We start from the raw sequence: 23917 nt of genomic DNA, 5'->3' as shown, positions 1-23917 counted from the left end.
GTCAGTCCTTAACCGCTCCGCCGAGTCCGGAGACCAGGCGTCGCTGTACGAGTACGAAGAAGACCAGCACGGGCACGGTCATCACCGTGGAGGCTGCCATGATCCCGCCCCAGTCGTTCTCGTCGGGTTTGAAGAAGACCAGCAACGCCATCGGGAGCGTCGACTGGGAGGTGTCGCTGATGATGAACGACTTCGCGAACAGGAAGTCGTTCCAGGTGGAGATGAACGAGAAGACGCTCGTCGCCACGAGGCCGGGGAGGACCAGCGGGAAGAGGATCTGCCACAGGAAGCGGGTACGGCTCGCCCCGTCGATGTACGCGGCCTCCTCCAGGGCCTCCGGCACGGCCCGGACGAATCCGCGCAGCATCCAGACCGCGAACGGCAGCGAGAACGCCAGGTGCGGCAGGATCAGCGAGCCGAGCGTGTTCAGCTGGCCGAAGTCCCGCATCAGGAAGAACAGCGGGATCGTCAGCGCCTCGACCGGCACCATCTGCGCGACCAGGAACATGATCAGCAGCGTGGTCCGGAAGCGGAACCGGAACCGGGTGACCGCCGTGGCCGCCAGGAACGCGATGAGCGCGGAGGCGACGACGACCGTACCGGCGACGAGCAGGCTGTTGAGGAAGTAGCGCCCGAAGTCCTGCTGCTGGAAGACCCGCCGGAAGGAGTCCAGGGACGGCGACAGGGTCCAGGGCCTGGGGTGCGTGGACTGGACCTCGCCCGCCGGTTTGAGGGCGGAGAGCACCATCCAGTACAGCGGGAAGGCGACGGCGGCGGCGATGAGCAGGGCCGCGGCCTCGGCGGCGAGCCGGCCGGGCCGGCGGACGAGCGGGCGGACGGCCGGGATCACAGTTCCTCCCCCTGACGGCGTACGAGGCGCAGGTACACGAGCGTGACGGCGAGCAGGATCAGCAGCATCACGACGCCGATCGCGGAGCCCAGGCTGTACTGCGAGGAGGCGAACGCCTTCTGGTACGCGTACACGTTGAGCACCAGGTTCTGCCCGGCGATCCCGCCGCCGTTGGTCATGACGTAGATCTGGGTGAACACCTTGAAGTCCCAGATGACCGACTGGATGGTGACGACGGTCAGGATCGGCCGCAGCATCGGGGCTGTGACGGAGCGCCAGATCCGCCACTGCGAGGCCCCGTCGAGCGCCGCCGCCTCCAGCACCTCGGTGGGGATCGCCCGGATGCCCGCGTACACGGTGACCATCACGAACGGGAAGGAGCACCACAGGACTTCGAGGAGCACCAGCGCGAAGGCGCTGTAGCGCCCGTACGTCCACGAGTGGTCGCCGAGTCCCAGGATCCGGTTGACCGGGCCGAAGTCGGCGTCGAAGAGGAAGACCCAGACGGTCGACCCGGTGATCGCGGGGGTCGCCCAGGCGCCGAGCGCGGCCAGCATGAGGGCGAACCGGGGCACGGCCCGTATCCGGGTCAGCAGGACGGCCAGCGCGCAGCCGGTGAGCAGGGTGGCCAGGACGCAGGCCGCGGCGAAGACCACGGTGGCGAGGAGGACCTGCCAGAACTGGCCGTCCCCGAAGAGGGCGGTGTAGTTGCCGAACCCCTGGAAGGTGGCCGGTTCGCCGCCGCTGACCTGGGCCTGGGTGTACTCCAGGAAGGAGATCAGCCCGAGCTGGTAGATCGGGTAGACCAGCAGCCCGCCGAGCAGGACGAGCGCGGGCAGCAGGTAGAGCCAGGGGGTCCAGCCCGGCCGCCGGGCCGGGGAGGCGGGCCGGCGGCGCGGACCGGTGGGGCGCGTCTTGTACGCCGTGCTGTTCGCGGTCATCGTCAGCCCGCTTCGGCGAACGCCGCGTCCATCTTCTTCGCGGCGTCGTCGGCCGCCTTCGCCACGTCCTTACGGCCGCTGACGATCTCCTGGAACATCGTGGGCAGGATCAGCGAGGAGTCGATCTGCCCCCAGGCCGGGGAGGCGGGGACGAACTCGGCGCCGGCGCCGAGCGTCCTGACGAAGGGCTCGACGAACGGCTCGCGCTTCGCGGCGGCGGCGCGGACGTCGGTGTAGGTCGGCAGGAAGCCCATCGCGTCGAACATGCGGGCCTGGGACGCCTTGCCGGTCAGCTCCTTCATCAGGTCGACGGCCAGGGTGCGGTGCTCGCTGCTCTTCAGCACGCCGATGTTGTTGCCGCCGGCGAACGCGGGCGCTATGGAGCCCTCGGCGACGCCGGGCAGCGGGACGACCGCGTACGCGCCCTTGACGCTGCCGGCCTCGACGGCCGCGTGGCTGAAGTCGCCGCCGATGGCCATGGCGGCCTTGCCGGACGCGAAGGCGGTGACGGTCGCGTTGCCGCCCATCGCGGCGCACTTGGCGGGCGGGCAGTTGGCGGCGCCGAACAGCGAGGTGTACGCCTCGATGCCCTTGCGGGCCTTCGCGCTGTTGATGGCCGCCTTGTACGTGGAGCCGTCCCGGTCGGCCAGTTCGCCGCCGTTGGCCCAGATGAACGGCATCGCGCCGTAGGTGTAGGCGCCGCCGACGGCGAGCCCGTACAGGTCCGGCTTCTTCTTGTGGATCTTCTTGGCGGTGGAGATCAGTTCGGCCTGGGACCTGGGCGGTTCGATGCCCAGGTCCGCGAAGACGTCGGTGCGGTAGTACAGCGCGCGTACGCCGACGAAGAGCGGCGCCCCGTAGACCTTGCCGTCGACCGTCACGGACTGCCTGGCGGCCGGGTCGGTGTCCTTGGCGTCCGCCCAGGCCCCGAACTCGGGCGTGATGTCGGCGAGCCCGCCGTCCTTGACGTACCCGGCGGTGTCGGTGTTGCCGTACTCGATGAGGTCGGGGGCGCTCTCCGGGTCGTTGAAGGCGGCCTTGACGCGCTGGGCGCGGGTCTCGACCGGGATGTACTCGATCTCGACCTTCGCGCCCTTGTGGGCCTTCCTGAAGGCGGTGACCGCGGTGTCGACCACCTTCTCCTTCGGCTTGTTGCCGACCTCCTGGAACAGCCAGACACGCAGTGTGCCGGTCTTCTCGTCGCCCTTGGCTCCGGTGTCGGAGGTCTGCGGCGCGCAGGCGGTGGCGGTGAGGCCCGCCAGGACGAGCGCCGCGGCCGGGGCGGCGATTCGGGCAGAGAACTTCATCCGGGAACCCCTACCGGTCAGCGTTGCAACATGTGCAACGCGTGTTTCGTTCTGCACAACAGGCAGGAGAGTAGGCCGGGCTGGGGACGGCGACAAGTGGTCTGCACCACTCCGTGACCTGGCGGAGCAGCCCGTGCAACGGCATACGAAAGACCCCCGGGGCACGCGAACGCGTGCCCCGGGGGTCTCCCGGACCTTCAGCCGTGGGCCGTACCGGTGGCCGCTACTTCTTGTCCTTGCCGCCCTTGCCCTTGTCGCCGCCGGCGCCCATGGACTCGTAGATCTCCTTGCACATCGGGCAGACCGGGTACTTCTTGGGGTCGCGCCCCGGTACCCAGACCTTGCCGCACAGTGCGACCACGGGGGTGCCCTCCAGGGCGCTCGCCATGATCTTGTCCTTCTGGACGTAATGGGCGTAGCGCTCGTGGTCGCCGTCGCCGTTCGACACCTGCGGTGTCGGTTCCACGAGGGTTCCGGTACCTGCCCCGCGCTCGGGCTCGAGAGTGCTCATAACCGCCAAGCGTACTGAAGAACGGGACATCAGTTCAGCGAAGGGTCGTCCGGATACGTGGCGATCATGGCCAGTTCGCTGCGCTGCCGCCGCAGGACCGCACGCCACAGGCCCTCCGGGCGCGGCGAGGACACGTCACCGGGCTCCGATTCCACCACGTACCAGGCACCCTCGGACAGCTCGCGCTCCAGCTGTCCCGGCCCCCAGCCCGCGTACCCCGCGAAGATCCGCAGCGAGCCCACGGCCGCCGCCAGCAGCTCGGGCGGCGCCTCCAGGTCCACCAGGCCGATCGCCCCGTACACCCGGCGCCAGCCGAGAGGGCCGTCACCGCCCGGGATCACCGCGACCCCGAGGGCGGAGTCCAGCGAGACCGGGCCGCCCTGGAAGACGACCTCCGGCTCACCGGTCAGCCCGGCCCAGGCCGCCAGGATGTCCACGACGCCCACCGGGGTCGGCCGGTTGAGGACCACGCCGAGGGAGCCCTCCTCGTCGTGGTCGAGGAGCAGCACGACCGCACGGTCGAAGTTCGGGTCCGCCAGGGCGGGCGCGGCCACGAGCAGCCGCCCTGTGAGCGAGGACACCTCGGTCATGGCAGAAATGATCCCGCATCTCCGGCCCCGGCGGGGGCCAAGTGACGTGCTCGTCGCGCTCGGTGCCCGAGCGCAGCTCAGGGCGCACGGGTGCACGAGGAGCGCATGGCCGGATCGCCGATCCGGACGGTAACCCTCCGCAAGTCCCGCGCAGCAGAGCGTGTTGTGGCGGATTCATGACGTTCGTACACCACCCGTTCCCCTACGGAACGGGGGTGCGGGGCCATTACCCTTTCGTTTGGCCCCCTGCCCGACCACTCCGGAACGCGAGATTCATGACCGGCACAGACGATGTCCTGCTTGTCCACGGCGGAACCCCGCTGGAGGGTGAGATCCGCGTCCGAGGCGCCAAGAACCTGGTGCCCAAGGCGATGGTCGCCGCACTGCTCGGCAGCGGGCCCAGCCGGCTGCGCAACGTGCCCGACATCCGCGACGTACGCGTGGTGCGCGGGCTGCTCCAGCTGCACGGGGTGACGGTCCGCCCCGGCGAGGAGCCGGGCGAGCTGGTCCTGGACCCCACACACGTCGAGAGCGCCAACGTCGCCGACATCGACGCCCACGCGGGCTCCTCGCGCATCCCGATCCTGTTCTGCGGGCCTCTGCTGCACCGCCTGGGCCACGCCTTCATCCCGGGGCTCGGCGGCTGCGACATCGGCGGCCGGCCGATCGACTTCCACTTCGACGTGCTGCGCCGGTTCGGCGCGACCATCGAGAAGCGGGCGGACGGGCAGTACCTGGAGGCCCCGCAGCGGCTGCGCGGCACCAAGATCCGGCTGCCGTACCCCTCGGTGGGCTCCACCGAGCAGGTGCTGCTGACCGCGGTGCTCGCCGAGGGCGTCACGGAGCTGTCCAACGCGGCCGTGGAGCCGGAGATCGAGGACCTGATCTGCGTCCTGCAGAAAATGGGCGCGATCATCTCGATGGACACCGACCGGACCATCCGGATCACCGGTGTGGACCGCCTCGACGGCTACACCCACCGCGCCCTCCCGGACCGCCTGGAGGCCGCCTCCTGGGCGTCCGCCGCGCTGGCGACCGAGGGCAACATCTACGTCCGGGGCGCCCAGCAGCGCTCGATGATGACGTTCCTGAACACCTACCGCAAGGTGGGCGGCGCCTTCGAGATCGACGACGAGGGCATCCGCTTCTGGCACCCGGGCGGCGCGCTCAACGCCATCGCGCTGGAGACGGACGTGCACCCCGGTTTCCAGACGGACTGGCAGCAGCCGCTGGTGGTCGCGCTGACGCAGGCCGCGGGCCTCTCCATCGTCCACGAGACGGTGTACGAGTCCCGGCTCGGCTTCACGTCCGCGCTGAACCAGATGGGCGCGCACATCCAGCTCTACCGCGAGTGCCTGGGCGGCTCGGACTGCCGCTTCGGCCAGCGCAACTTCCTGCACTCCGCGGTCGTGTCGGGCCCCACGAAGCTCCAGGGCGCGGACCTGGTCATCCCGGACCTGCGCGGCGGCTTCTCGTACCTGATCGCCGCCCTCGCGGCCCAGGGCACCTCCCGGGTGCACGGCATCGACCTGATCAACCGGGGCTACGAGAACTTCATGGACAAGCTGGAGAAGCTGGGCGCGAAGGTGGAGCTGCCGGGCGGCTCACTGGTCTGAGCGGCGCTTCCGGCCCCGGCGCACCGGGGTCCCGCCCCCGTCTCCGGCGGGCGGGACCCGGGTACGCCGGGGCCTTGCCCGTTCAGAGGCGCTTGCAGTTGATCACGGCACCCTTCTCGGTGCCCCGGGACAGTGTGAGCCGGACGTCGCGCCCCGTCACGCGCATGTGGAGGGTGTCCACCGGCAGCCCGTCCCAGCCGGGCGCGTACGCGCAGTCGCCGTCGTAGTCCGACGGGATCGCCCCCGGAAAGCCGCTGACCGACAGCGCGGACCCCACCTCCTCGTCACCGGCCCCGAAACCGTCCGGGGCGTCCACGGACACGCCGTCGCCGTCGGAGCGCCACGTTCCGGTGATGCCGTCCCACTGGTCGCTCTCCCAGGTCCCGTCCTCGTGGACGGTGAGGGTGGCGTCGGCACTCGTGCCCTCCGCCCGGTAACGCCACGTGCCCACGACGAATGCCTTGATCGCCTGCTGTCGCGGTCCGCCGCCCGTCCCGTTGCCCCCGCAGGCCGAGACGAGTGACGCGGCGGCCCCCAGGGCCAGGTAGCGCAGCGCGGTCCGGCGCCGGATGTGCAGCGTGGCGTGCTTGGACACGGTCCCCCCCCCCCCCCCGAGTGCTGGTTCGTCAGCGGTCGCCGGTCCCTGCCCCGGGCCGGGGGCCCAATGTAGGGGCGCCGCTCCTGGCACCGGTAGCCCGGAACCGGCCTGTGTGCCGCCGACAGGCGCGGAAAGGCCCCTCTGCGGGCCGAATGCCGAAGGGCGGGCACCCCGTACGGGGTGCCCGCCCTTCGTCGTGCCCAGGGGTCTTACTTGCCCTTGGCGGCTTCCTTGAGCTTGGAGCCCGCGGAGACCTTCACGCTGTAGCCGGCCGGGATGTTGATCGGGTCGCCGGTCTGCGGGTTACGAGCGGTGCGAGCGGCACGGTGCGTGCGCTCGAAGGTCAGGAAACCGGGGATGGTGACCTTCTCGTCGCCCTTGGCGACGACCTCACCGACGGTCTCGGCGAGAGCGGCCAGCACGGCGTCGGCGTCCTTGCGGGTCACCTCGGCACGGTCGGCCAGGGCGGCCACCAGCTCACTGCGGTTCATGTTGTTACTCCCGTGTTCTTCTTGCCTGTGAGGCGTGAGATCGAAGCCGATGCTGCCAGGGCCCTCGGACAGTCCCCGTACCCGGGTCCGCCCTTGAGAGGGTCCGGTAGACCTCGCGCCCTGTGGGGTCTCCCCTGGACGTAGTCCTTGAGGAAACATCCTGCCCCCACCTGCGGCGGGAAAGCCAATCCGGCACCCCCCGGGAGCCGCGCGAACAGCACCACTGCCTCATCGTGGTGACGTCCCGTCGACTCCCCCGGAGCCGTCCGCAGCGGGTGCGGGGCTCCGCGGGACGCGTCGCCCGCCCACCCTAAAGGGGCGTTTGGGGCGCCGCGACCCGCGACGCGCCGTAGTCAGGGCGACGTGGGCGCCGTCACAGTGGCTCCGGCGGCCCGCGCGGCGTCCCGGACGGCCCCGGCGACCGCTCCGGCGACCTTGTCGTTGAAGACCGACGGGATGATGTAGTTCGCGTTCACCTCGTCCTCGGCGACCACACCGGCCAGGGCGCGCGCGGCGGCGAGCATCATGTCCGTGTTGACGGTGCGGGACTGGGCGTCGAGCAGGCCGCGGAAGACGCCGGGGAAGACCAGCACGTTGTTGATCTGGTTCGGGAAGTCCGACCGCCCCGTGGCCACGACGGCGGCGGTGCGGCGGGCGATCGCCGGGTCCACCTCGGGGTCCGGATTCGCGAGCGCGAACACGATGGCGCCGTCCGCCATGGCCGCCACGTCGTCCCCGTCCAGCACGTTGGGGGCGGAGACGCCGATGAAGACGTCGGCCCCGACCACGGCCTCCTTGAGGGTGCCGGTGATGTTCTCCGGGTTGGTGTTGTCGGCGATCCAGCACAGCGGCGAGTCCGGGTCGGCGGACCGCAGGTCCTCGCGGCCGGAGTGCACCACGCCGTGGATGTCGGCGACGACGGCGTGCTTGACGCCCGCGGCGATGAGGAGCTTCAGGATGGCCGTACCGGCCGCTCCGGCGCCGGACATGACGACCCGCACGTCCCCGATCGCCTTGCCCACCACGCGCAGCGCGTTGGTCAGCGAGGCCAGGACGACGATCGCCGTGCCGTGCTGGTCGTCGTGGAAGACGGGGATGTCCAGGGCCTCGCGCAGCCGGGCCTCGATCTCGAAGCAGCGCGGCGCGGAGATGTCCTCCAGGTTGATCCCCGCGAAGCCGGGCGCGATGGCCTTGACGATCTCGACGATGGCGTCGGTGTCCTGGGTGTCCAGGCAGATCGGCCACGCGTCGATGCCGGCGAAGCGCTTGAAGAGGGCCGCCTTGCCCTCCATGACGGGCAGCGCGGCCTTCGGGCCGATGTTGCCGAGGCCGAGCACCGCGGAGCCGTCCGTCACGACTGCGACGGAGTTGCGCTTGATGGTGAGACGGCGGGCGTCCTCGGGATTCTCGGCGATCGCCATGCAGACCCGGGCCACGCCGGGGGTGTAGATCATCGAGAGGTCGTCGCGGTTGCGGATGGGGTGCTTGGACGCCATCTCGATCTTGCCGCCGAGGTGCATGAGGAACGTACGGTCGGAGACCTTGCCGAGAACGACGCCCTCGATACCGCGCAGCCCCTCGACGATCTCGTCGGCGTGCGCGGTGGAGGAGGCGGCGATCGTGACGTCGATCCGCAGCTTCTCGTGGCCGGAAGCGGTCACGTCGAGGCCGGTGACCGAACCGCCGGAGGACTCCACGGCCGTGGTGAGCTGGGAGACCGCGGTGCCGCTCGCGGGCACCTCCAGCCTGACCGTCATCGAGTACGAGACGCTGGGCGCCGTTGCCATGGCCGAGTCCTTCGCTTTCCTTAGCTTCATTGCTACGCGCGTCCGAGCTCCGAGCAGGCCCGGCAGCGGACACGCCTTCCGATATTCGCACCTACCGACGAGTAGCCGTTAATGACTGTCGCAGCGCGGAAACTGTTTTCCACCATACGAGAGAGCGCGGCGCAGCGGAACCCCTGCCCGGGAACGCGAAGAGGCCCGCGCCACCGGAAGGTGACGCGGGCCTCTTCTTCAGTTGACGACACCGGCCCGCCATGCTCGCCTCGCGGCAAGTGGTCGCTCGAAGCGACTAAGGTTGGGCCCGGGGGCTTGGATCGAGCCGGTGCCACCCCCAGGCTAACAAATCACCTGGAAAAGCGATTCCCGCGGCGCGGGTTGACCGGAATCCGCCCCGCCCCGCCCGCTCCCTCAGTCCCTGAGCAGGTCCGGCACCCCGTCCGCGTCCGGCAGGTCCCGCTCCCCCGACACCACGGTCAGCTGCTGGGTCGCCCGGGTCAGCGCCACGTACAGCACACGCAGCCCGGCCGGGGACTCGTCCGCGATCTCGGCCGGCGAGACCACCACCGTCGCGTCGTACTCCAGACCCTTGGCCTCCAGGCTGCCGAGCGCCACCACCCGGTCACCCAGCTCCGCCAGCCACTCGCGGGCCTGGGCGCGCCGGTTCATCGCCACGACGACCCCGACCGTGCCGTCCACCTCGGCGAGCAGCCTCCGCGCCTCCTCGCGCACGGTCCCGGCGAGGTCGTCGCCGCGTACGGTCTCGAAGCGCGGGACGACGCCCGTGGAGCGGACGGCGGCCGGGGACTCCATGCCGGGCATGGCGAGGGCCAGCACCTTCGCGGCCAGCTCGGCGATCTCGGCCGGGTTGCGGTAGTTCACGGTCAGCGTGAAGTTCCGGCGCGGCCGGCTGCCCAGCGCCTCGTCACGGGCGGCCGCCGCCTCGTCCGGGTCGGACCAGGAGGACTGCGCCGGGTCCCCGACGATCGTCCAGGTGGCGTGCCGGCCCCGCCGGCCGACCATCCGCCACTGCATGGGCGTGAGGTCCTGCGCCTCGTCCACGATGACGTGGGCGTACTCGGTGCGCTCCGCGGCGAGCCGTTCGGCCCGCTCCCACTGGGTCTCCTCGCGGCGGGGCATCAGCTCCTCCAGCCCGGTGAGCTGGTCCAGCGGGTCCGCCTCGCGCTTGCGCCGGGGGCGGCTCGGGGTGCCGAGCAGCGTCTGCAGCTCGTCCAGGATCGCCACGTCGTGCACGGAGAGCGGCCCCTGTCCGGCGGCGTCCAGACGCCTGAGGGAGCGCGCCAGCCGGCGCACCTCGCCCTGGTTGAGCGTGCGCCGCGCCCACCGGGCGAGCCGCTTCTCGTCGGCCATCGCGGCGAGCACCCCGCGCGGGGTCAGCTCGGGCCACCAGGCGTCCAGGAACTCGATGAACGGGGTCTCCGTGGACACGTCCTCGTCGAACGAGCTGCGCAGCTCCGCCGCCAGCTCCGGGTCGGTGTAGCGGCCCCGGCCGGAGGAGCGGTTCCACAGCGCGTCGAGCAGCAGCCGGCGGGCGCGCGGGCGCAGCAGGTTGACCGGGGCGGTCCCGCCGAGGACGTTGTTGCGGATGCGCCGCAGATCGTCCTCCTGGAGCTCGACCCGGGCGCCGAAGGCGACCACGCGCAGCCGGGTCGGCGTGCCGGCGGGCCGCGGGGCCTCCTCGGCGTCACCGAACTCCAGCTGCCCGCCGGCGGGCGCGGTCCGGGGCGCGGACTGTTCCAGGGCGCCGCGGGCCGCCTTGCGGAGCACCGGGAGCATCCGCGAGGAGCCCTTGATCCGGGCGACGGCCGGCTCGTCGTAGGCGGTGGCGCCCTCGGGGCCCGCCGCGTCGTCGGAGAGCGAGCCGACCGCGCGGATCGCGACCTGGCCCTCCTCGCCGAGCGAGGGCAGCACGCCCTCGGTGTACGCCACCAGCAGGGGCGTCGGCGAGACGACGAGGATGCCGCCCGCGTACCGCCGCCGGTCCTGGTAGAGCAGGTACGCGGCGCGGTGCAGGGCGACCGCGGTCTTGCCGGTGCCGGGGCCGCCGGAGACCTCGGTGACGGAGGCGGCGGGCGCCCGGATGACGAGGTCCTGCTCGGCCTGGATGGACGAGACGATGTCCCGCATGGTGTGGCTGCGGGCCTGGCCGAGCGCGGCCATCAGAGCGCCGTCGCCGACGACCGGGAGCTTCTCGCCGTCCAGGTACGCGGTCAGCTCGGGGCGCATCAGGTCGTCCTCGACGCCGAGGACCCGGCGGCCCTTGGAGCGGATGACGCGGCGGCGGACCACCCGGCCCGGTTCCTTGGGCGTGGAGCGGTAGAACGGGGCCGCGGCCGGGGCCCGCCAGTCGATGACGAGGGGCGCGTAGTCGGAGTCGAGGACCCCGATCCGGCCGATGTGCAGCGTCTCGGCGATGTCCGCGGAGCCGTCCTCGCGCACGACGTCGTCGGCGGGCTCGACGGAGGTGTAGGCACCGTCCGGTCCGCGTTCGCCGTCCTTGCCGAGCAGGAGGTCGATCCTCCCGAAGAGGAAGTCCTCGAACTCGCTGTTCAGCCGGTTGAGGTGGATTCCGGCGCGGAACACCTGGGCGTCGCGCTCGGCGAGCGCCCCCGGGGTCCCGACCTGGCCGCGCTTGACGGCGTCGTCCATGAGAAATTCCGCCTCGTGGATCTTCTCCTCAAGACGGTGGTACACCCGGTCGAGATGTTCCTGCTCGACACCGATTTCCCGGTCCCGCAACGAATCGACAGCGGCATCCTGCGCGGCCACCGAGGCCCCCTTCTGACGTGCATTGGGCAGCCGTCAACCTTATGCGACGGGGCCCCTTCGCGCACCTGCCGGGGGCCGTTCGCACCTCACTCGTACGATGAGCGGATGAACGCCCACGCGCGCGACGCCCGTCTGTCGGCCGGCTCCCTGGTGCTGCGCCCCTGGCAGCCGGGTGACCTGGGCGTGCTCCTCGACGCGTACCGCGACCCCGCCGTGCAGGCCGGTTCGCGGGCACCGGTGGCGGACGAGGAGGCGGCCGCGCACTGGCTGCGGGCCCAGGAGGAGGGCCGGGCGACCGGGCTGCGGCACAGCTTCGCGGTGGTGGACACGGAACTCGGGCCCGGTCCGGTGGGCAACGTCGCCCTGTCGTTCCCGGAGCCCGGTGCGCCCTCGGCGGAGGTCGGGTACTGGACGGTCGCGCCCGCCCGGGGCCGGGGCATCGCCCCGCGCGCCCTCGAAGCGCTCTCCGGCTGGGCGTCCGAGGCGTTCGCCGACACCGGGCTCGTACGCCTCGAACTGCTGCACCAGGTGGACAACGCGGCGTCGTGCCGGGTCGCGGAGAAGGCCGGGTACCCGCTCACCGGGGTGCTGCCTCCGTCCCCGCCGTGGCCGCGCGAGGGCCACCGCCACACGCGCCCCGCTCAGCTCACCCCGGTCGCCGGGCCGTCGTGCAGGATGCGCTGGAAGAGGCGGTGATCGCGCCACTCGCCGTCGATGTGGAGGTAGCGGGGGGCGACCCCGAACTCCTCGAACCCGGACTTGGCGAGGACCCGCTGCGACGCGGTGTTGTGCAGCACGGTGCCCGCCTCGATCCGGTGCAGCCGCAGTCCGTCTCGGGCCAGCTCGCAGATCCGGCGCACCGCCGCCGTCGCCAGGCCCCGGCCCGCGTACTCCACGTCCACCCAGTAGCCCAGGGTGGCGCTGCGGAACGGGCCGAGCACGATGGAGTTGAGGTTGAACCCGCCGACCACCCGGTCCTCGGCGTCGCTCAGCACCCAGGGCATCACGCGCCCCGCTTCGCGCTCCGCCAGCATGCCGGCCAGCCGCTCGCGCTGGCCCTCCTCCGTGTAGAAGGAATCGGGGCGCACCGGCTCCCAGGGCCGCATGTACGCACGGCTGCGGGTCAGCGCCTCGGCGCGCGAGGCGGCGTCGGACAGCCTGGTGGGGCGCAGCCATGTCGCCGCGTCGAGCGGGTGGGCATCGTCGATCATGCCCGGCACGCTATCCGCCCGGTCAGGCCCCCGCGTACCTGGCGTCCGCCGCCGGGTCGAGCGCCAGCCGGTAACCGCGTTTGACGACCGTGTGGATCAGCCGGGGCACCCCGAGCGCGGTGCGGAGCCTGGCCATCGCGGTCTCTACGGCGTGCTCGTCGGTGCCGCTGCCGGGCAGGGCGCGCAGCAGGTCGGCGCGCGAGACCACCCAGCCGGGGCGCCGCGCCAGGGCGTGCAGCAGGGCCATCCCGGCGGGCGGGACCGCGCGCAGCTCGTCGTCCACCAGGACGGCGTGGCCCCGGATCTCGACGCGGTGTCCGGCCACCGGCAGCGTACGGGCGCGGGCGGGCAGTTCACGGCAGATGAGCTGGACGAGCGGGCCGAGCCGGAAGCGCTCCGGCTGGACGGTGTCGATCCCGCGCGCCTGCAACGGCACGGCGGTGACCGGTCCGACGCAGGCCGGCACGATGTCGCCGCGCAGCGCCGTGACGACCTCGGTGAGCAGTCCGCGTTCCTCGGCCCGGCCGAGCAGCGAGGCCGCAGCCGGGGCGCTGGTGAAGGTGAGCGCGTCCAGGGCGCGGGCGGCGGTCAGGTCGAGGAGCCGGTCCAGGGGTGCGATGTCCTCCGGCGGCATCCAGCGGTAGACGGGGACGCCGACCACCTCGGCACCGGCCTCGCGCAGCGACTCCACGAAGCCGGGGAGGGGTTCGCCGTGCAGCTGGAGCGCGACGCGGCGGCCCCGTACGCCCTCCTCCAGGAGCCGTTCCAGGACCTCCGCCATGGACTCGGAGGCCGGGGACCACGCCTCGGTCAGCCCGGCGGCGCGGACCGCGCCCTTCACCTTGGGGCCGCGCGCCAGGAGTTCGACCCCGCGCAGGGTGTCCAGGAGCCGGTCGCCGATGCCCCAGCCGTCGGCCGCCTCGATCCAGCCGCGGAAGCCGATCGCCGTGGTGGCGACGACCACGTCGGGCTTCTCGGCGACCAGCTCCTCGGTCGCGGCGAGCAGTTCGCCGTCGTCGGCGAGCGGCACGATCCGCAGGGCCGGCGCGTGCACCACGGTGGCGCCCCGGCGCCGCAGCAGCGTGCCCAGCTCCTCCGCCCGGCGTGCGGCGGTGACCCCGACCGTGAAGCCCGCGAGGGGCCCGTGCGGTGCGTCGTCGTGCTGTCGGTCGTCGTGCTGTCCGTCGTGCATGAGGTCTACCCGGCTCTCGTCCCGCTGCTGCTCGATGGTGCGGAGGACCGAGCCTGCCAACGCCGCGTGACAGACCCGGTTCAGCTGTATTTCCCGCTCGTTACGTCGCCCGGCACCGCCCGTCCATCATCACACCCCGGCGTGGCCGAGCCGGGGCTTCGCCGTCACGGCCGCGGCGCGGCGAAGGTACACCGACCAGGTGAGCGCCGAGCACACCGCGTAGAAGGCGAGGAAGGACCAGAAGGCCGCCGTGCCCGCGCCCGAGGTCTGGAAGGACTGGCGGAAGGCCAGGTTGATGGCGAGCCCGCCGAGCGCGCCGACCGCGCCGATCAGCCCCATCGCCGCGCCGGAGATCCGCCGCCCCCGGGCCGCCGCCTCCTCGCCGCGCAGCCCCTGGGCGATCGCCCTGGCGTGGAAGATGCCCGGGATCATCTTGTACGTCGACCCGTTGCCGAGCCCGGACAGCGCGAACAGGGCGGTGAAGCCGACGAGGAACACGGTGAGCGAGGCGGTCTCGGAGGCGTATACGACGACGCCGGTCGCGGCGGCCATGGCGGCGAAGTTGACGAGGGTGATGCGCGCCCCGCCGTACCGGTCGGCGAGCCAGCCGCCGGCCGGCCGGATCAGCGAGCCGAGCAGCGGGCCGATGAAGGTGAGCGAGGCCGCCTGGAGCGGGGTCCGTCCGAACTGGGTCTGGAGGACGAGTCCGAAGGCGAAGCTGTAGCCGATGAAGGAGCCGAAGGTGCCGATGTAGAGGACCGCCATGATCCAGGTGTGCCGGTCGCGCACCGCCTCCCGCGCGGCCCCGGTGTCGTTGCGCACCGGCGCCAGGTTGTCCATGAAGCGCGCGGCGCACCCGGCGGCGAGCAGGATCAGCGGGATGTACGCGGCGAGCACGATCCTGGGGTACGTGGCGCCCGCCGTGCCGATGACCAGGAGCCCGGCCAGCTGCACCACGGGCACGCCGATGTTGCCGCCGCCCGCGTTGAGCCCGAGCGCCCAGCCCTTACTGCGCAGTGGGAAGAAGGCGTTGATGTTCGTCATGGACGAGGCGAAGTTGCCGCCCCCGATGCCGGTCAGCGCGGAGACCGCGAGGAAGGTGCCGTACGAGGTGCCCGGCTCCATCACGACGAGGGCGGCGATCGTCGGCACGAGCAGGGTGAGCGCGCTGAACACCGTCCAGTTCCGGCCACCGAACCGGGCGACCGCGAAGGTGTACGGCACCCGGACGACGGCCCCGACCAGGGTCGCGGTGGAGATCAGGAAGAACTTACCGGCCGGGTCGACCCCGTACTCGGGCCCCATGAAGAGCACCATCACCGACCACAGGGTCCAGACGGAGAAGCCGATGTGCTCGGAGAGGACGGAGAACCAGAGGTTGCGGCGGGCGACGCGTTCGCCGGTCTCCCGCCAGAAGGTCTCGTCCTCCGGGTCCCAGTGCTCGATCCAACGGCCTGCCATCACGCGCCTCCACGGGTGGTCGGGGTGTCGTCCCGAACCTAGGGAGCGCGCGTTTCGGTGCCGTGCCGCGATGTGGACCTGCGGGCAACCTTGCGCTCACCGGGCCGGGCCGGGCCCGGTGAGCGGGCGGTCATGTACGCGTGCGGGAGGCGCCGTTGGGCCAGAGCCTGGGGCGGCGCCCGGCGGCGAGGTCCTCGACCCAGCCGACGGCGAGGATCATCAGCCCGATCAGCGGCCAGACGATGATCAGCGCGAGGGCGTTGTCCGCGCGGTCGATGTAGGTGCCGAGGTGGTCGCCGACCCAGGGCACCTCCCACAGCAGGTCGATGATCGGGAAGGTGGCCATCAGCAGCATGTTGTGCCACAGGTAGATGGTCACCGCCCGGTTGTTGGCGAGGGTGACCAGGCTGTCCCACCCGGCCAGCCGGCCCGGCAGTTCCCGCCAGGAGGGGGCGTACTGGAGCAGGATCATGCAGAACCCGAGCGACCAGGTGGCCTGGGCGAGCGGGATCTCGTCCAGGTTCCAGCCCTCCTCGGTGAGGTGGTGGGCGCCCCACCACAGCGCGAAGGCCATCAGCATCGCGGCCAGCGACACCGCGAGGTAGCGCGGGACGGTCTTCAGCAGCCCGTCGTTGTGCGCGAAGCCGAGGATCCAGCAGGAGCCGAACACCGCGAAGTCCACCAGGCCCTCACCGGTCGCACCGGGCACGGTGACCAGTCCGGTGCCGATGACGGCGGTGAGCCCGATGGGGGCGAGCAGGGTGGCCCAGGGCAGCTTCCGGAACGCCTTGAGCAGCAGCGGGGAGGCCAGCACGAACCACAGGTAGGCGCGGATGTACCAGAGCGGCCCGATGCCCTGCTCGGCCCAGGAGGTTTCCAGCCAGCCGCCCTCGGAGCCGTTCTCCCAGGGGAAGGGCGGGGCGCCGACCGGCAGGATGTAGCACCCCAGCTTCAGGAACCACCAGACGCCCTCCTCGCGCACCGGCTTCCAGCCGAGCAGGAAGACCACCGGCACGACGACGGCCGCGAACGCCCACATGGGCGGCAGCAGCCTGCGTACGCGGGAGCGGATCACGCTCCACGCGGGCCGGGCGAGCGATCGGGCCATCAGCGATCCGGCCAGGGCGAACATGACGCCCATGGACGGGAACACGACGGTCAGCCAGGCCCAGCCGAAGAGGTGGAAGACGACGACCCGGACGAGCGCGACGGCCCGCAGCAGGTCGAGATAGCGGTCCCGGCCGGCCCCGGCGGGCGCGGGGGCCGGTTCGTCGGCCGGGACGGTCCCGGCGGCGGGGGCGGGCAGCACCACGCGCAGCGCCATGGTCTGCTCGTCCGCGTGCGGCTCTCCGTACGACTGCTGTGGGTGCGTCATGCGACGGGCCTCCGCTCGTGGGTGCGCGCCCGCTGGGACGGCGTCGCGCCGGGTGCGTCCACGACCCCCGTACGGCGCAGCTTCTGCCAGCGCAGCCGGCCGCCGGTGAGAGCGGTGATCCAGGACTGGAGCAGCACCACGTACATGAGCTGCCGGTACAGGACCTGCTGGAGGGGCAGCGAGAGCAGGTGGGTCATGCGCTCCCGGTCGAGCCGGAAGGCGTACGCGGCACACACCAGCTGCACCGCGAGGACGCCGAGCCAGGCGCCGACGGTCTTCTCGGTGGGCCCGAACACGAGGCCGTACAGCAGGAAGACGTCGATGAGCGGGGCGAGCAGCGGGGCGACGACCATGAACAGCGAGACGAACGGCAGTCCGACGCGGCCGAACCGGCCCGAGGGCCCGCGCTCGATGACCGCCCGGCGGTGCTTCCAGATCGCCTGCATGGTGCCGTACGACCACCGGTAGCGCTGCGACCAGAGCTGCTGCACGGTCTCCGGCGCCTCGGTCCAGGCGCGGGCGTTCTCCGCGTAGACGACGCGCCAGCCGTCCCGGTGCAGGGCCATCGTGACGTCGGTGTCCTCGGCGAGGGTGTCCTCGCTGATGCCGCCGACCCGCCCCAGCGCCTCGCGCCGGAAGGCGCCGACCGCGCCGGGGATGGTGGGCATGCAGCGCAGTACGTCGTACATGCGGCGGTCGAGGTTGAAGCCCATCACGTACTCGATGTGCTGCCAGGCGCCGATCAGCGAGTCGCGGTTGCCGACCTTGGCGTTGCCGGCGACGGCCCCGACGCGGGGGTCGCCGAAGGGCTGCACCAGCTCGCGGACGGTGGTCGGTTCGAAGACCGTGTCGCCGTCCATCATCACGATGATGTCGTTGCGGGCGTGCGCGATGCCGTTGTTCAGGGCGGCGGGCTTGCCCGCGTTGCGCTGGCGCACCACCCGGACGTTGGGCAGCCGCATCCGCTGGACGATGTCCGCCGTGCCGTCCGTGGAGCCGTCGTCGATCACGATGACTTCGACCGGATAGTCACTTGCCAGGAGCGAGCGCACCGTGTTCGCGATGCACTTCTTCTCGTTGTACGCGGGCACCAGGACGGTCACCGTGCGGGTGACGGGTTCACCCCAGCGGAAGCCGCGTCCGCGGACCCGCCGGGCATGGATGAAGGAGAGCACCAGCATCAGTCCGAAGCGGGCGAAGACCAGCACCCCGATCACGGCGAGCCCGGCCACCATCACATCGGTGATGTGCTCCGAGACGCCCACGGCCCAGACGAACGCCTTGCCCTTCCAGAGGTCGAAACCGGTGACCGGGGTGTGCGCGCTGGGCGCCCCGAGCGCGTCGGTGAGATTGGCGAACCGGTACCCCTGCTTCTGCATCTCGGGCAGGAACTTCCCCAGGGCGGTGACGGTCTGGGACCGGTCCCCCCCGGAGTCGTGCATCAGGATGATCGCGCCCTTGCCGTGCTTGGGCGTGGCCCGGTCGATGATCGCCTTGACGCCCGGCCGCTTCCAGTCCTCGCTGTCCGTGTTGTTGACGACGGTGAGGTAGCCGCGACTGCCGATGTACTGCGTGACCGGCCAGGACTTGTTGTCCATGGCGTCGGCGAACGAGGAGTAGGGCGGCCGGAAGATCGAGGTGCGGATGCCCGCCGCACCGGCCAGGACCAACTGGTTCTGGGACAGCTCCCAGTCGATGCGGCTGGTGGACTGGTAGGAGAGGTCGGGGTGGTTGAAGGTGTGCAGCCCGACCTCGTGCCCCTCGTCGACCATGCGCTCGACCAGGTCCGGGTAGCGCGAGGCCATGGTGCCGGTGACGAAGAAGACCCCGTGGGCGCCGTACTTCTTCAGCTCGTCCAGCACCTCCGGCGTCCACTCCGGGTCCGGGCCGTCGTCGAAGGTCAGCACGATCCGGTGGTCCGGGATGCGCAGCGTCTTCGCGGGCTCGGTGGTGGACCGCGCGTCGATGACCGGTCCGCCCTCCAGCACCTGCTCGGGCACCCGGTCGGTCGCGACGGGGGGCCGGACGCGGAAGTCGACGAGGATTTCACTGTGCACGTAGCCACGCAGCATCAGCATGGCGAGCAGGGCAACGAGGAAGAGGAGCGGCAGCATGTAGCGCATGGGGAGCCTGCGCCGGCGGGTCTGCTTCTTCCGGTGGGAGTTGCGCCTGCCCCGGGGGGCAGGGGAGGTCATCTAGTTGGTGCCTTCTTGTTCTTGCGCGGGGGCCGGGGCCACGCCGGTGGGAAGGCCGGCGTCCGGAGTCGTCGGATCGGTGCTGCCCGTGTCCTGCTGTTCCTGGTTGGAGAGCGGGAGGAAGGGGGCACTGGAGTTGCCGCCGAGCACGGCGACGACCAGGGTCACCGCGTAGCAGACGAAGACCGCGGCCAGCACCCAGCCGAGCCGTCGCAGCGTCTTGCCGCGCCGGCCGCTCTCGTCCACGAAGACGGGGCCGTCGGAATCGTCCGGAGCGAATGGTTCCGGCAGCAGCTCAGAGAGCTGCCGTCCGATTCCGTCCAGCTGGATGGTGACTTCGTTCGGCTCGTGTGTGTGCCCCGCATGGGCACCTTCACGCCAAGTTTCCACTGGTGTACGCACTTCCCCCACTCAGGAACGGGTGCGCGCAACTGACCCTGTCGTGTGTCGCCGGACGGGCCCCCACCTCGTCCACGCGCCCCCTACCACAGTGCACCCGGGGCATGAATGTAGCGCACGCCCGGCCTCCGGGCACACCCGACGGCGCAAACAGCGAGGACCACGCTGCCGGTGGCAGCGGGGTCCTCGCTCACATGGGAATTTGTGGAGATGGCGGGAATCGAACCCGCGTCCAACGGTGCGGAACCAGGGCTTCTCCGAGTGCAGTCCGCTACGCTTTTCTCGGCCTCGGAGGTCACGCGGACAAGCCTCCGACAGGCCCAGTCACTGTTTGATTTCCTTCTGAGACCCGTGACCGGACTCAGAAGTTTAGATCCCTTGATGATGCCAGGATCCGGGTCGGGATCACCCCCGGGCTGACACTCCGCAGAGTCTTCGCTTAGCTGCTAATTAGGCAGCGAGGGCGAAGGCGGAGGAATCGCGCTTGGAATTGGCGATTATTGGTTGCGACATATGGTTTACGAGATCATTGCCGCTTCCTCGACTCGCTTCCCCTGCTTCGACATCCGCTGTCGAAACCGATCATCCCCATGTTGATTTTTCAAGGTGGTGCCACACCCTCCGTGGGGTGCGTTGCCATCGTACGTGACCAACGCACGACGATGCCAGCGTATTCCTTCCGGAGGGGCCGGCGGCGGGTGCCGGGTCCGGATCAGGCGCTCCGCTGACGGCGTCGGGCCGCCGCGACGGCGCGGTTCGTCTCCCTGGTGTCCTGCTTCTCCCGCAGCGTCTGCCGCTTGTCGTACTCCTTCTTGCCCTTCGCGAGCGCGATCTCGGCCTTGACCCGGCCGTTCAGGAAGTACAGCGAGAGCGGCACGATGGTGTGGCCGGTCTCCTGCGACTTCGACTCCAGCTTGTCGATCTCGGCCCGGTGCATCAGCAACTTGCGCTTGCGCTTGGCGGAGTGGTTGGTCCAGGTGCCCTGGACGTACTCCGGGACGTGGATGTTGTGCAGCCACGCCTCGCCGCCGTCGATCTGGACGAAGCCGTCGACCAGGGACGCCCGCCCCATACGGAGGGATTTGACCTCGGTCCCCATGAGCACGAGGCCGCACTCGTAGGTGTCGAGGATGGTGTAGTCGTGGCGCGCCTTCTTGTTCTGCGCGATGAGCTTGCGCCCGGTGTCCTTTTCCTTAGCCATAGTGCGGCCATTTTCGCACTACGACCCGCCCCCGAGGCCACTCAATACCGTCTCGGCCCGTTCCTGGGCCCGCGCGCTCACCGCGAGGTCCGGTGTGATGCCCTTGCCGTCGACCCCGTGGCCCGCCGGTGTGCGGTAGTGGCCCACGGTCAGCTCGGCCACCGAACCGCCCGCGAGCTTGCTGGGCATCTGCACGGACCCCTTGCCGAAGGTCCGCGCACCGACCGTGACCGCCCGGCCCCGGTCCTGGAGCGCCCCCGTGACCAGCTCGGCCGCGCTCATCGTCCCCCCGTCGACCAGCACGACGACGGGGCGCCCGGTGTCCCCGCCCGGCCGCGCGTACAGGGCGTGCTGCTCTCCGTGCACGTCGTACGTGGCCACCAGGCCGCCGTCCAGGAAGGCGGAGGCGGCGGTGACGGCCTCGTCGACCAGGCCGCCCGGGTTGCCCCGCAGGTCCAGCAGCACCCCGGCGCCGGCGGGCGCGTCCCGGACCGCGTCGCGCACGGCCGCCCCGGAGCCCTTGGTGAACGAGGCGACCGCGATGCGCACCGCCCCGGACGGGCCCGAGCGCCGCTCCCCGACCCGCCGCACGGTCACCGACTCGACCGTGAGCCGGGCCCGGCGCAGCGTCTCGGTCCGGGTGGCGGCCCCCCGGCGGACGCCGAGGCTGACCGTGCTCCCGGCCCTCTCACCGGTGCGGTCGCCGCGCAGCAGGGCCACCACGTCGGAGACGGGCAGCCGGTCGACGCGGCGGCCGTCCACGGTGCGGAGCAGGTCGCCCGGGCGGATGCACGCGCGGTCGGCGGGGCTGCCGGGCTGGACGCGGGCCACGGCGACCTGGCCGTCGGCGGAGCGCCGGGCGGCGAGGCCGACCCCGGTGTACGTGCCGCCGAGCGCGTCCTCGAACTCCTGGTACTCGCGCTGGTCGTAGACCGCGCCCCAGCGGTCGCCGCTGCGGCTGACGACCTCCTCGGCCGCCTCCGTACCGGACTTGCCGTCGGCCACCGCGTCGGCGGCGGCCTCCGCGACCTCGTCGCGGTCGGCGGTGGCGGCCACGGACCGGGCGTGCACCGGGGGTTCCCGCACCTGGCCGTGGGGCAGCGCGCCGGTCGCGGCCCCGGTGGCGAGGACGCCGGCGAAGACCAGCGTCAGGGCCGCCCCGCGGCGCAGACCGCGGGGCCCGACGCGACATTCGGGGTCCGACATGGCGCCGATTCTAGGACAACACCCCGGAGGCGCAGGGAACGTTGGGTGTGCGCCTCACGGGGCGCACATCACACCTTCAGGTACTTGCGCAGGGCGAAGAGAGCGGCAACGGCGGGCATCAGCAGGCCGATTGCCAGGACCAGCGGCAGCTTGGTGAGGACCGCGTCCCAGCCGATGAAGTCGATCAGATTCAGCTTGTCCTGGAGCGCGAGACCGCCGTCGATCAGGAAGTACCGCCCGGCCAGCAGCATGACGCAGGCCAGCACACCGCCGATGAGTCCGGCGAAGGCGGCCTCCATGATGAACGGGGCCTGGATGTAGAAGCCGGAGGCGCCCACGAGCCGCATGATGCCGGTCTCCCGGCGCCGGCTGAACGCGGAGACGCGCACGGTGTTGACGATCAGCATCAGCGCGATGACGAGCATCAGTGCCATCACGAACAGCGCGGCGACGTTCATGCCGTTCATCAGACCGAAGAGGTTGTCCAGGATGCTTCTCTGGTCCTGGACCGACTGGACCCCGTCCCGCCCGGCGAAGGCGGTCGCGACGACCTTGTACTTGGTGGGGTCCTTGAGCTTGACCCGGAAGGACTCCGGCATCTGGTCCGGCGTGATGTTGCCGGCCATCGGGGAGTCGCCGAACTCGTCCTGGTAGTGCTTGTACGCCTGGTCGCTGGACTCGTAGATCACCTTCTCCACGACGTCCATCTTGCCGAGATCGCTCTCGATCTCGTCCTTCTGCTGCTTGGTGACCGCACCCTTGGCGCACTGGACCACCGTCTCCGCGTCACCCTTGCCGCAGAGGTAGATGGAGACGTTGACCTTGTCGTACCAGTAGTCCTTCATCGTGCTGACCTGCTCGCGCATGAGCAGCGCGCCGCCGAACAGGGCGAGCGAGAGGGCGACGGAGACGACGACGGCGAAGGTCATCGTGAGGTTGCGACGGAGGCCGACGCCGATCTCCGACAGGACGAACTGGGCGCGCATGGCGTCCTTTCAGTGCTGGGTGCTCAGTGCTGGTAGCCGTAGACGCCGCGCGCCTGGTCGCGCACGAGACGGCCCTTCTCGAGCTCGATGACGCGTTTGCGCATCTGGTCGACGATGTTCTGGTCGTGCGTCGCCATGATCACGGTGGTGCCGGTCCGGTTGATCCGGTCCAGCAGCTTCATGATGCCGACGGAGGTCTGCGGGTCGAGGTTGCCGGTCGGCTCGTCCGCGATCAGCAGCATGGGCCGGTTGACGAAGGCCCGCGCGATCGCCACGCGCTGCTGCTCACCACCGGACAGCTCGCCGGGCATCCGGTCCTCCTTGCCGCCGAGTCCGACGAGGTCGAGGACCTGCGGCACCGCCTTGCGGATCTCGCCGCGCGGCTTGCCGATCACTTCCTGGGCGAACGCCACGTTCTGCGCGACGGTCTTGTTGGGCAGCAGCCGGAAGTCCTGGAAGACGGTGCCCAGCTGGCGGCGCATGTGCGGCACCTTCCAGTTGGACATGCGCGCGAGGTCCTTGCCCAGGACGTGCACGGCGCCCGTGCTGGCGCGCTCCTCGCGCAGGATGAGCCGCATGAAGGTGGACTTGCCGGAGCCGGACGAGCCGACCAGGAAGACGAACTCGCCCTTCTCGATGTCGAGCGACACATCCCGGAGAGCGGGACGGCTCTGCTTCGGGTAGGTCTTGGAGACGTTGTCGAATCGGATCACGGATGCACCACGGTCGGCCGGGAGTAGGTGAGCGTGACCATACGCGAACCGGACTGAGCCGTGCAGGCACGCGTACCGGGATGGGTGATTTACGGTGAAACGGCCCCGATTCCGGAGCGCCTCGGCGGGGAAGGGGCCCGGGTCTGGCAGCGGGGCGGGCCGAATGCGTCACGAGCTGGCACAGTGGTAGGGGGAACGGTCGCGTTTCCGTGAGCGTTGTGCGGAGAGATGGCTTGTGCGGCTCCGCCGCGCGGGAGGAGGAAAGCGCATGACCTACGACAGACTGGTGTGCGCGAACTGCGCGTCGCCCGTCACCGAGGGTCGCTGCCCCGTGTGCCGGGCGAGCCGCGAGCGGATGCGGGAGCAGGAGCAGGGGCTCTTCGCCGGGATCAGCCCGGTGGCGCTGGCCGCGCTGCTGGTGGTGCTCCTGGCCGCCCTGGCCCTGCTGGCCCACCAGACCGTGTAGCGCCCGCAGCCGGCCGGCGTACGGAAGGGGCCCGGAC

The 23917-nt window shown here is 71.1% G+C and carries 22 protein-coding genes and 1 other RNA gene; 3 read left to right on the top strand and 20 right to left on the bottom strand.

The genetic code is table 11. The features are described from left to right. Nucleotide 1: 1 nt before the first annotated feature. From ACN6LM_RS28440 to ACN6LM_RS28420, 5 genes are all read right to left on the bottom strand, one after another. The gene (locus ACN6LM_RS28440) at nt 2-850 is read right to left on the bottom strand and encodes a carbohydrate ABC transporter permease (protein ID WP_445068239.1); all 849 of its coding nucleotides are present in this window, start codon (nt 848-850) and stop codon (nt 2-4) included. Next, nucleotides 847-1791 (bottom strand): carbohydrate ABC transporter permease, encoded by a 945-nt coding sequence (locus tag ACN6LM_RS28435; protein ID WP_445068238.1) that lies wholly within the window; start codon nt 1789-1791, stop codon nt 847-849. Before ACN6LM_RS28435 ends, ACN6LM_RS28440 begins: the two co-directional genes overlap by 4 nt. Nucleotides 1792-1793: 2 nt before the next feature. Then, the gene (locus ACN6LM_RS28430; RefSeq protein WP_445068237.1) at nt 1794-3098 is read right to left on the bottom strand and encodes an extracellular solute-binding protein; all 1305 of its coding nucleotides are present in this window, start codon (nt 3096-3098) and stop codon (nt 1794-1796) included. Between the two features lie 223 nt (nt 3099-3321). Then, the gene (locus ACN6LM_RS28425) at nt 3322-3609 is read right to left on the bottom strand and encodes a DUF3039 domain-containing protein (RefSeq protein WP_026171211.1); all 288 of its coding nucleotides are present in this window, start codon (nt 3607-3609) and stop codon (nt 3322-3324) included. Nucleotides 3610-3638: 29 nt separating this feature from the next. Next, nucleotides 3639-4199: a YqgE/AlgH family protein gene (locus ACN6LM_RS28420; RefSeq protein ID WP_445068236.1), complete on the bottom strand. Its 561-nt coding sequence runs from the start codon at nt 4197-4199 to the stop codon at nt 3639-3641. A 275-nt stretch (nt 4200-4474) separates the two neighbouring features. Here ACN6LM_RS28420 and murA point away from each other — a divergent pair, with 275 nt between their 5' ends. Then, nucleotides 4475-5815 (top strand): UDP-N-acetylglucosamine 1-carboxyvinyltransferase, encoded by a 1341-nt coding sequence (gene murA / locus ACN6LM_RS28415; RefSeq protein ID WP_445068235.1) that lies wholly within the window; start codon nt 4475-4477, stop codon nt 5813-5815. Between the two features lie 82 nt (nt 5816-5897). On the opposite strand, the gene ACN6LM_RS28410 is transcribed toward murA, so the two are convergent. The 4 genes from ACN6LM_RS28410 to ACN6LM_RS28395 form a co-directional block, all read right to left on the bottom strand. Then, the gene (locus tag ACN6LM_RS28410) at nt 5898-6410 is read right to left on the bottom strand and encodes a hypothetical protein (RefSeq protein ID WP_445068234.1); all 513 of its coding nucleotides are present in this window, start codon (nt 6408-6410) and stop codon (nt 5898-5900) included. Nucleotides 6411-6622: 212 nt separating this feature from the next. Further along, nucleotides 6623-6904 carry an HU family DNA-binding protein gene (locus tag ACN6LM_RS28405; RefSeq protein ID WP_017237029.1) on the bottom strand — a complete coding sequence of 94 codons (282 nt, stop codon included), beginning with the start codon at nt 6902-6904 and terminating at the stop codon, nt 6623-6625. A gap of 353 nt (nt 6905-7257) precedes the next feature. Continuing rightward, complete coding sequence (locus ACN6LM_RS28400; protein WP_425811211.1) at nt 7258-8691, bottom strand: NAD-dependent malic enzyme; 1434 nt, start codon at nt 8689-8691, stop codon at nt 7258-7260. 405 nt (nt 8692-9096) lie between these two features. Beyond that, nucleotides 9097-11475 (bottom strand): HelD family protein, encoded by a 2379-nt coding sequence (locus ACN6LM_RS28395; RefSeq protein ID WP_445068233.1) that lies wholly within the window; start codon nt 11473-11475, stop codon nt 9097-9099. A gap of 105 nt (nt 11476-11580) precedes the next feature. On the opposite strand from ACN6LM_RS28395, the gene ACN6LM_RS28390 reads away from it, so the two are divergent. After that, nucleotides 11581-12171 carry a GNAT family N-acetyltransferase gene (locus ACN6LM_RS28390; RefSeq protein WP_445068232.1) on the top strand — a complete coding sequence of 197 codons (591 nt, stop codon included), beginning with the start codon at nt 11581-11583 and terminating at the stop codon, nt 12169-12171. Here ACN6LM_RS28390 and ACN6LM_RS28385 read toward each other — a convergent pair. The 11 genes from ACN6LM_RS28385 to ftsE all read right to left on the bottom strand — a co-directional run bounded on the left by ACN6LM_RS28385 (nt 12117) and on the right by ftsE (nt 23414). Next, complete coding sequence (locus tag ACN6LM_RS28385; RefSeq protein WP_445068231.1) at nt 12117-12686, bottom strand: GNAT family N-acetyltransferase; 570 nt, start codon at nt 12684-12686, stop codon at nt 12117-12119. The two genes, ACN6LM_RS28390 and ACN6LM_RS28385, sit on opposite strands and share 55 nt — an antisense overlap. A 22-nt stretch (nt 12687-12708) precedes the next feature. Beyond that, nucleotides 12709-13878: a uroporphyrinogen-III synthase gene (locus ACN6LM_RS28380; RefSeq protein ID WP_445068244.1), complete on the bottom strand. Its 1170-nt coding sequence runs from the start codon at nt 13876-13878 to the stop codon at nt 12709-12711. A 129-nt stretch (nt 13879-14007) separates the two neighbouring features. After that, complete coding sequence (locus ACN6LM_RS28375) at nt 14008-15339, bottom strand: nitrate/nitrite transporter (RefSeq protein ID WP_445068230.1); 1332 nt, start codon at nt 15337-15339, stop codon at nt 14008-14010. A gap of 130 nt (nt 15340-15469) precedes the next feature. After that, entirely contained in the window at nt 15470-16714 is a 1245-nt protein-coding gene (locus ACN6LM_RS28370) for an acyltransferase family protein (RefSeq protein ID WP_445068229.1), read from the bottom strand. Then, the gene (locus tag ACN6LM_RS28365) at nt 16711-18909 is read right to left on the bottom strand and encodes a glycosyltransferase (protein WP_445068228.1); all 2199 of its coding nucleotides are present in this window, start codon (nt 18907-18909) and stop codon (nt 16711-16713) included. The genes ACN6LM_RS28370 and ACN6LM_RS28365 overlap by 4 nt, the downstream gene beginning before the upstream one ends. Further along, on the bottom strand, nt 18910-19299 hold the full coding sequence (locus tag ACN6LM_RS28360) for a hypothetical protein (RefSeq protein ID WP_445068227.1): 390 nt from the start codon (nt 19297-19299) through the stop codon (nt 18910-18912). A 211-nt stretch (nt 19300-19510) separates the two neighbouring features. Next, nucleotides 19511-19898, bottom strand: a transfer-messenger RNA (tmRNA) gene (gene ssrA, locus ACN6LM_RS28355). A gap of 122 nt (nt 19899-20020) precedes the next feature. Next, nucleotides 20021-20509 carry an SsrA-binding protein SmpB gene (gene smpB / locus ACN6LM_RS28350; RefSeq protein ID WP_093708601.1) on the bottom strand — a complete coding sequence of 163 codons (489 nt, stop codon included), beginning with the start codon at nt 20507-20509 and terminating at the stop codon, nt 20021-20023. An 18-nt stretch (nt 20510-20527) separates the two neighbouring features. Further along, the gene (locus ACN6LM_RS28345) at nt 20528-21715 is read right to left on the bottom strand and encodes a S41 family peptidase (RefSeq protein ID WP_445068226.1); all 1188 of its coding nucleotides are present in this window, start codon (nt 21713-21715) and stop codon (nt 20528-20530) included. Between the two features lie 68 nt (nt 21716-21783). Further along, nucleotides 21784-22701, bottom strand: coding sequence for a permease-like cell division protein FtsX (gene ftsX, locus ACN6LM_RS28340; RefSeq protein ID WP_445068225.1), 918 nt, complete (start codon nt 22699-22701; stop codon nt 21784-21786). A gap of 23 nt (nt 22702-22724) precedes the next feature. Next, the gene (gene ftsE, locus ACN6LM_RS28335; RefSeq protein WP_026242629.1) at nt 22725-23414 is read right to left on the bottom strand and encodes a cell division ATP-binding protein FtsE; all 690 of its coding nucleotides are present in this window, start codon (nt 23412-23414) and stop codon (nt 22725-22727) included. A 268-nt stretch (nt 23415-23682) separates the two neighbouring features. On the opposite strand from ftsE, the gene ACN6LM_RS28330 reads away from it, so the two are divergent. Beyond that, nucleotides 23683-23880 carry a hypothetical protein gene (locus ACN6LM_RS28330; RefSeq protein ID WP_445068224.1) on the top strand — a complete coding sequence of 66 codons (198 nt, stop codon included), beginning with the start codon at nt 23683-23685 and terminating at the stop codon, nt 23878-23880. Nucleotides 23881-23917 lie beyond the last annotated feature (37 nt).

The sequence above is a fragment of the Streptomyces sp. SAS_281 genome, assembly GCF_052542855.1.
The sequence above is the reverse complement of the archived record's forward strand: the minus strand, read 5'-3'. Positions and strand labels throughout refer to the sequence as shown.

What these genes read in the sequence shown, in the direction of transcription:
- ACN6LM_RS28345 (WP_445068226.1), bottom strand. Translation starts at nt 21,715, where the DNA reads ATGTCGGACCCCGAATGTCGCGTCGGGCCCCGCGGTCTGCGCCGCGGG.
- ACN6LM_RS28420 (WP_445068236.1), bottom strand. Translation starts at nt 4,199, where the DNA reads ATGACCGAGGTGTCCTCGCTCACAGGGCGGCTGCTCGTGGCCGCGCCC.
- ACN6LM_RS28435 (WP_445068238.1), bottom strand. Translation starts at nt 1,791, where the DNA reads ATGACCGCGAACAGCACGGCGTACAAGACGCGCCCCACCGGTCCGCGC.
- ACN6LM_RS28385 (WP_445068231.1), bottom strand. Translation starts at nt 12,686, where the DNA reads ATGATCGACGATGCCCACCCGCTCGACGCGGCGACATGGCTGCGCCCC.
- murA (WP_445068235.1), top strand. Translation starts at nt 4,475, where the DNA reads ATGACCGGCACAGACGATGTCCTGCTTGTCCACGGCGGAACCCCGCTG.
- ACN6LM_RS28370 (WP_445068229.1), bottom strand. Translation starts at nt 16,714, where the DNA reads ATGACGCACCCACAGCAGTCGTACGGAGAGCCGCACGCGGACGAGCAG.
- ftsX (WP_445068225.1), bottom strand. Translation starts at nt 22,701, where the DNA reads ATGCGCGCCCAGTTCGTCCTGTCGGAGATCGGCGTCGGCCTCCGTCGC.
- ACN6LM_RS28365 (WP_445068228.1), bottom strand. Translation starts at nt 18,909, where the DNA reads ATGACCTCCCCTGCCCCCCGGGGCAGGCGCAACTCCCACCGGAAGAAG.
- ACN6LM_RS28330 (WP_445068224.1), top strand. Translation starts at nt 23,683, where the DNA reads ATGACCTACGACAGACTGGTGTGCGCGAACTGCGCGTCGCCCGTCACC.
- ACN6LM_RS28405 (WP_017237029.1), bottom strand. Translation starts at nt 6,904, where the DNA reads ATGAACCGCAGTGAGCTGGTGGCCGCCCTGGCCGACCGTGCCGAGGTG.
- smpB (WP_093708601.1), bottom strand. Translation starts at nt 20,509, where the DNA reads ATGGCTAAGGAAAAGGACACCGGGCGCAAGCTCATCGCGCAGAACAAG.
- ACN6LM_RS28400 (WP_425811211.1), bottom strand. Translation starts at nt 8,691, where the DNA reads ATGGCAACGGCGCCCAGCGTCTCGTACTCGATGACGGTCAGGCTGGAG.
- ACN6LM_RS28375 (WP_445068230.1), bottom strand. Translation starts at nt 15,339, where the DNA reads ATGGCAGGCCGTTGGATCGAGCACTGGGACCCGGAGGACGAGACCTTC.
- ACN6LM_RS28430 (WP_445068237.1), bottom strand. Translation starts at nt 3,098, where the DNA reads ATGAAGTTCTCTGCCCGAATCGCCGCCCCGGCCGCGGCGCTCGTCCTG.
- ACN6LM_RS28390 (WP_445068232.1), top strand. Translation starts at nt 11,581, where the DNA reads ATGAACGCCCACGCGCGCGACGCCCGTCTGTCGGCCGGCTCCCTGGTG.
- ACN6LM_RS28425 (WP_026171211.1), bottom strand. Translation starts at nt 3,609, where the DNA reads ATGAGCACTCTCGAGCCCGAGCGCGGGGCAGGTACCGGAACCCTCGTG.
- ACN6LM_RS28380 (WP_445068244.1), bottom strand. Translation starts at nt 13,878, where the DNA reads ATGCACGACGGACAGCACGACGACCGACAGCACGACGACGCACCGCAC.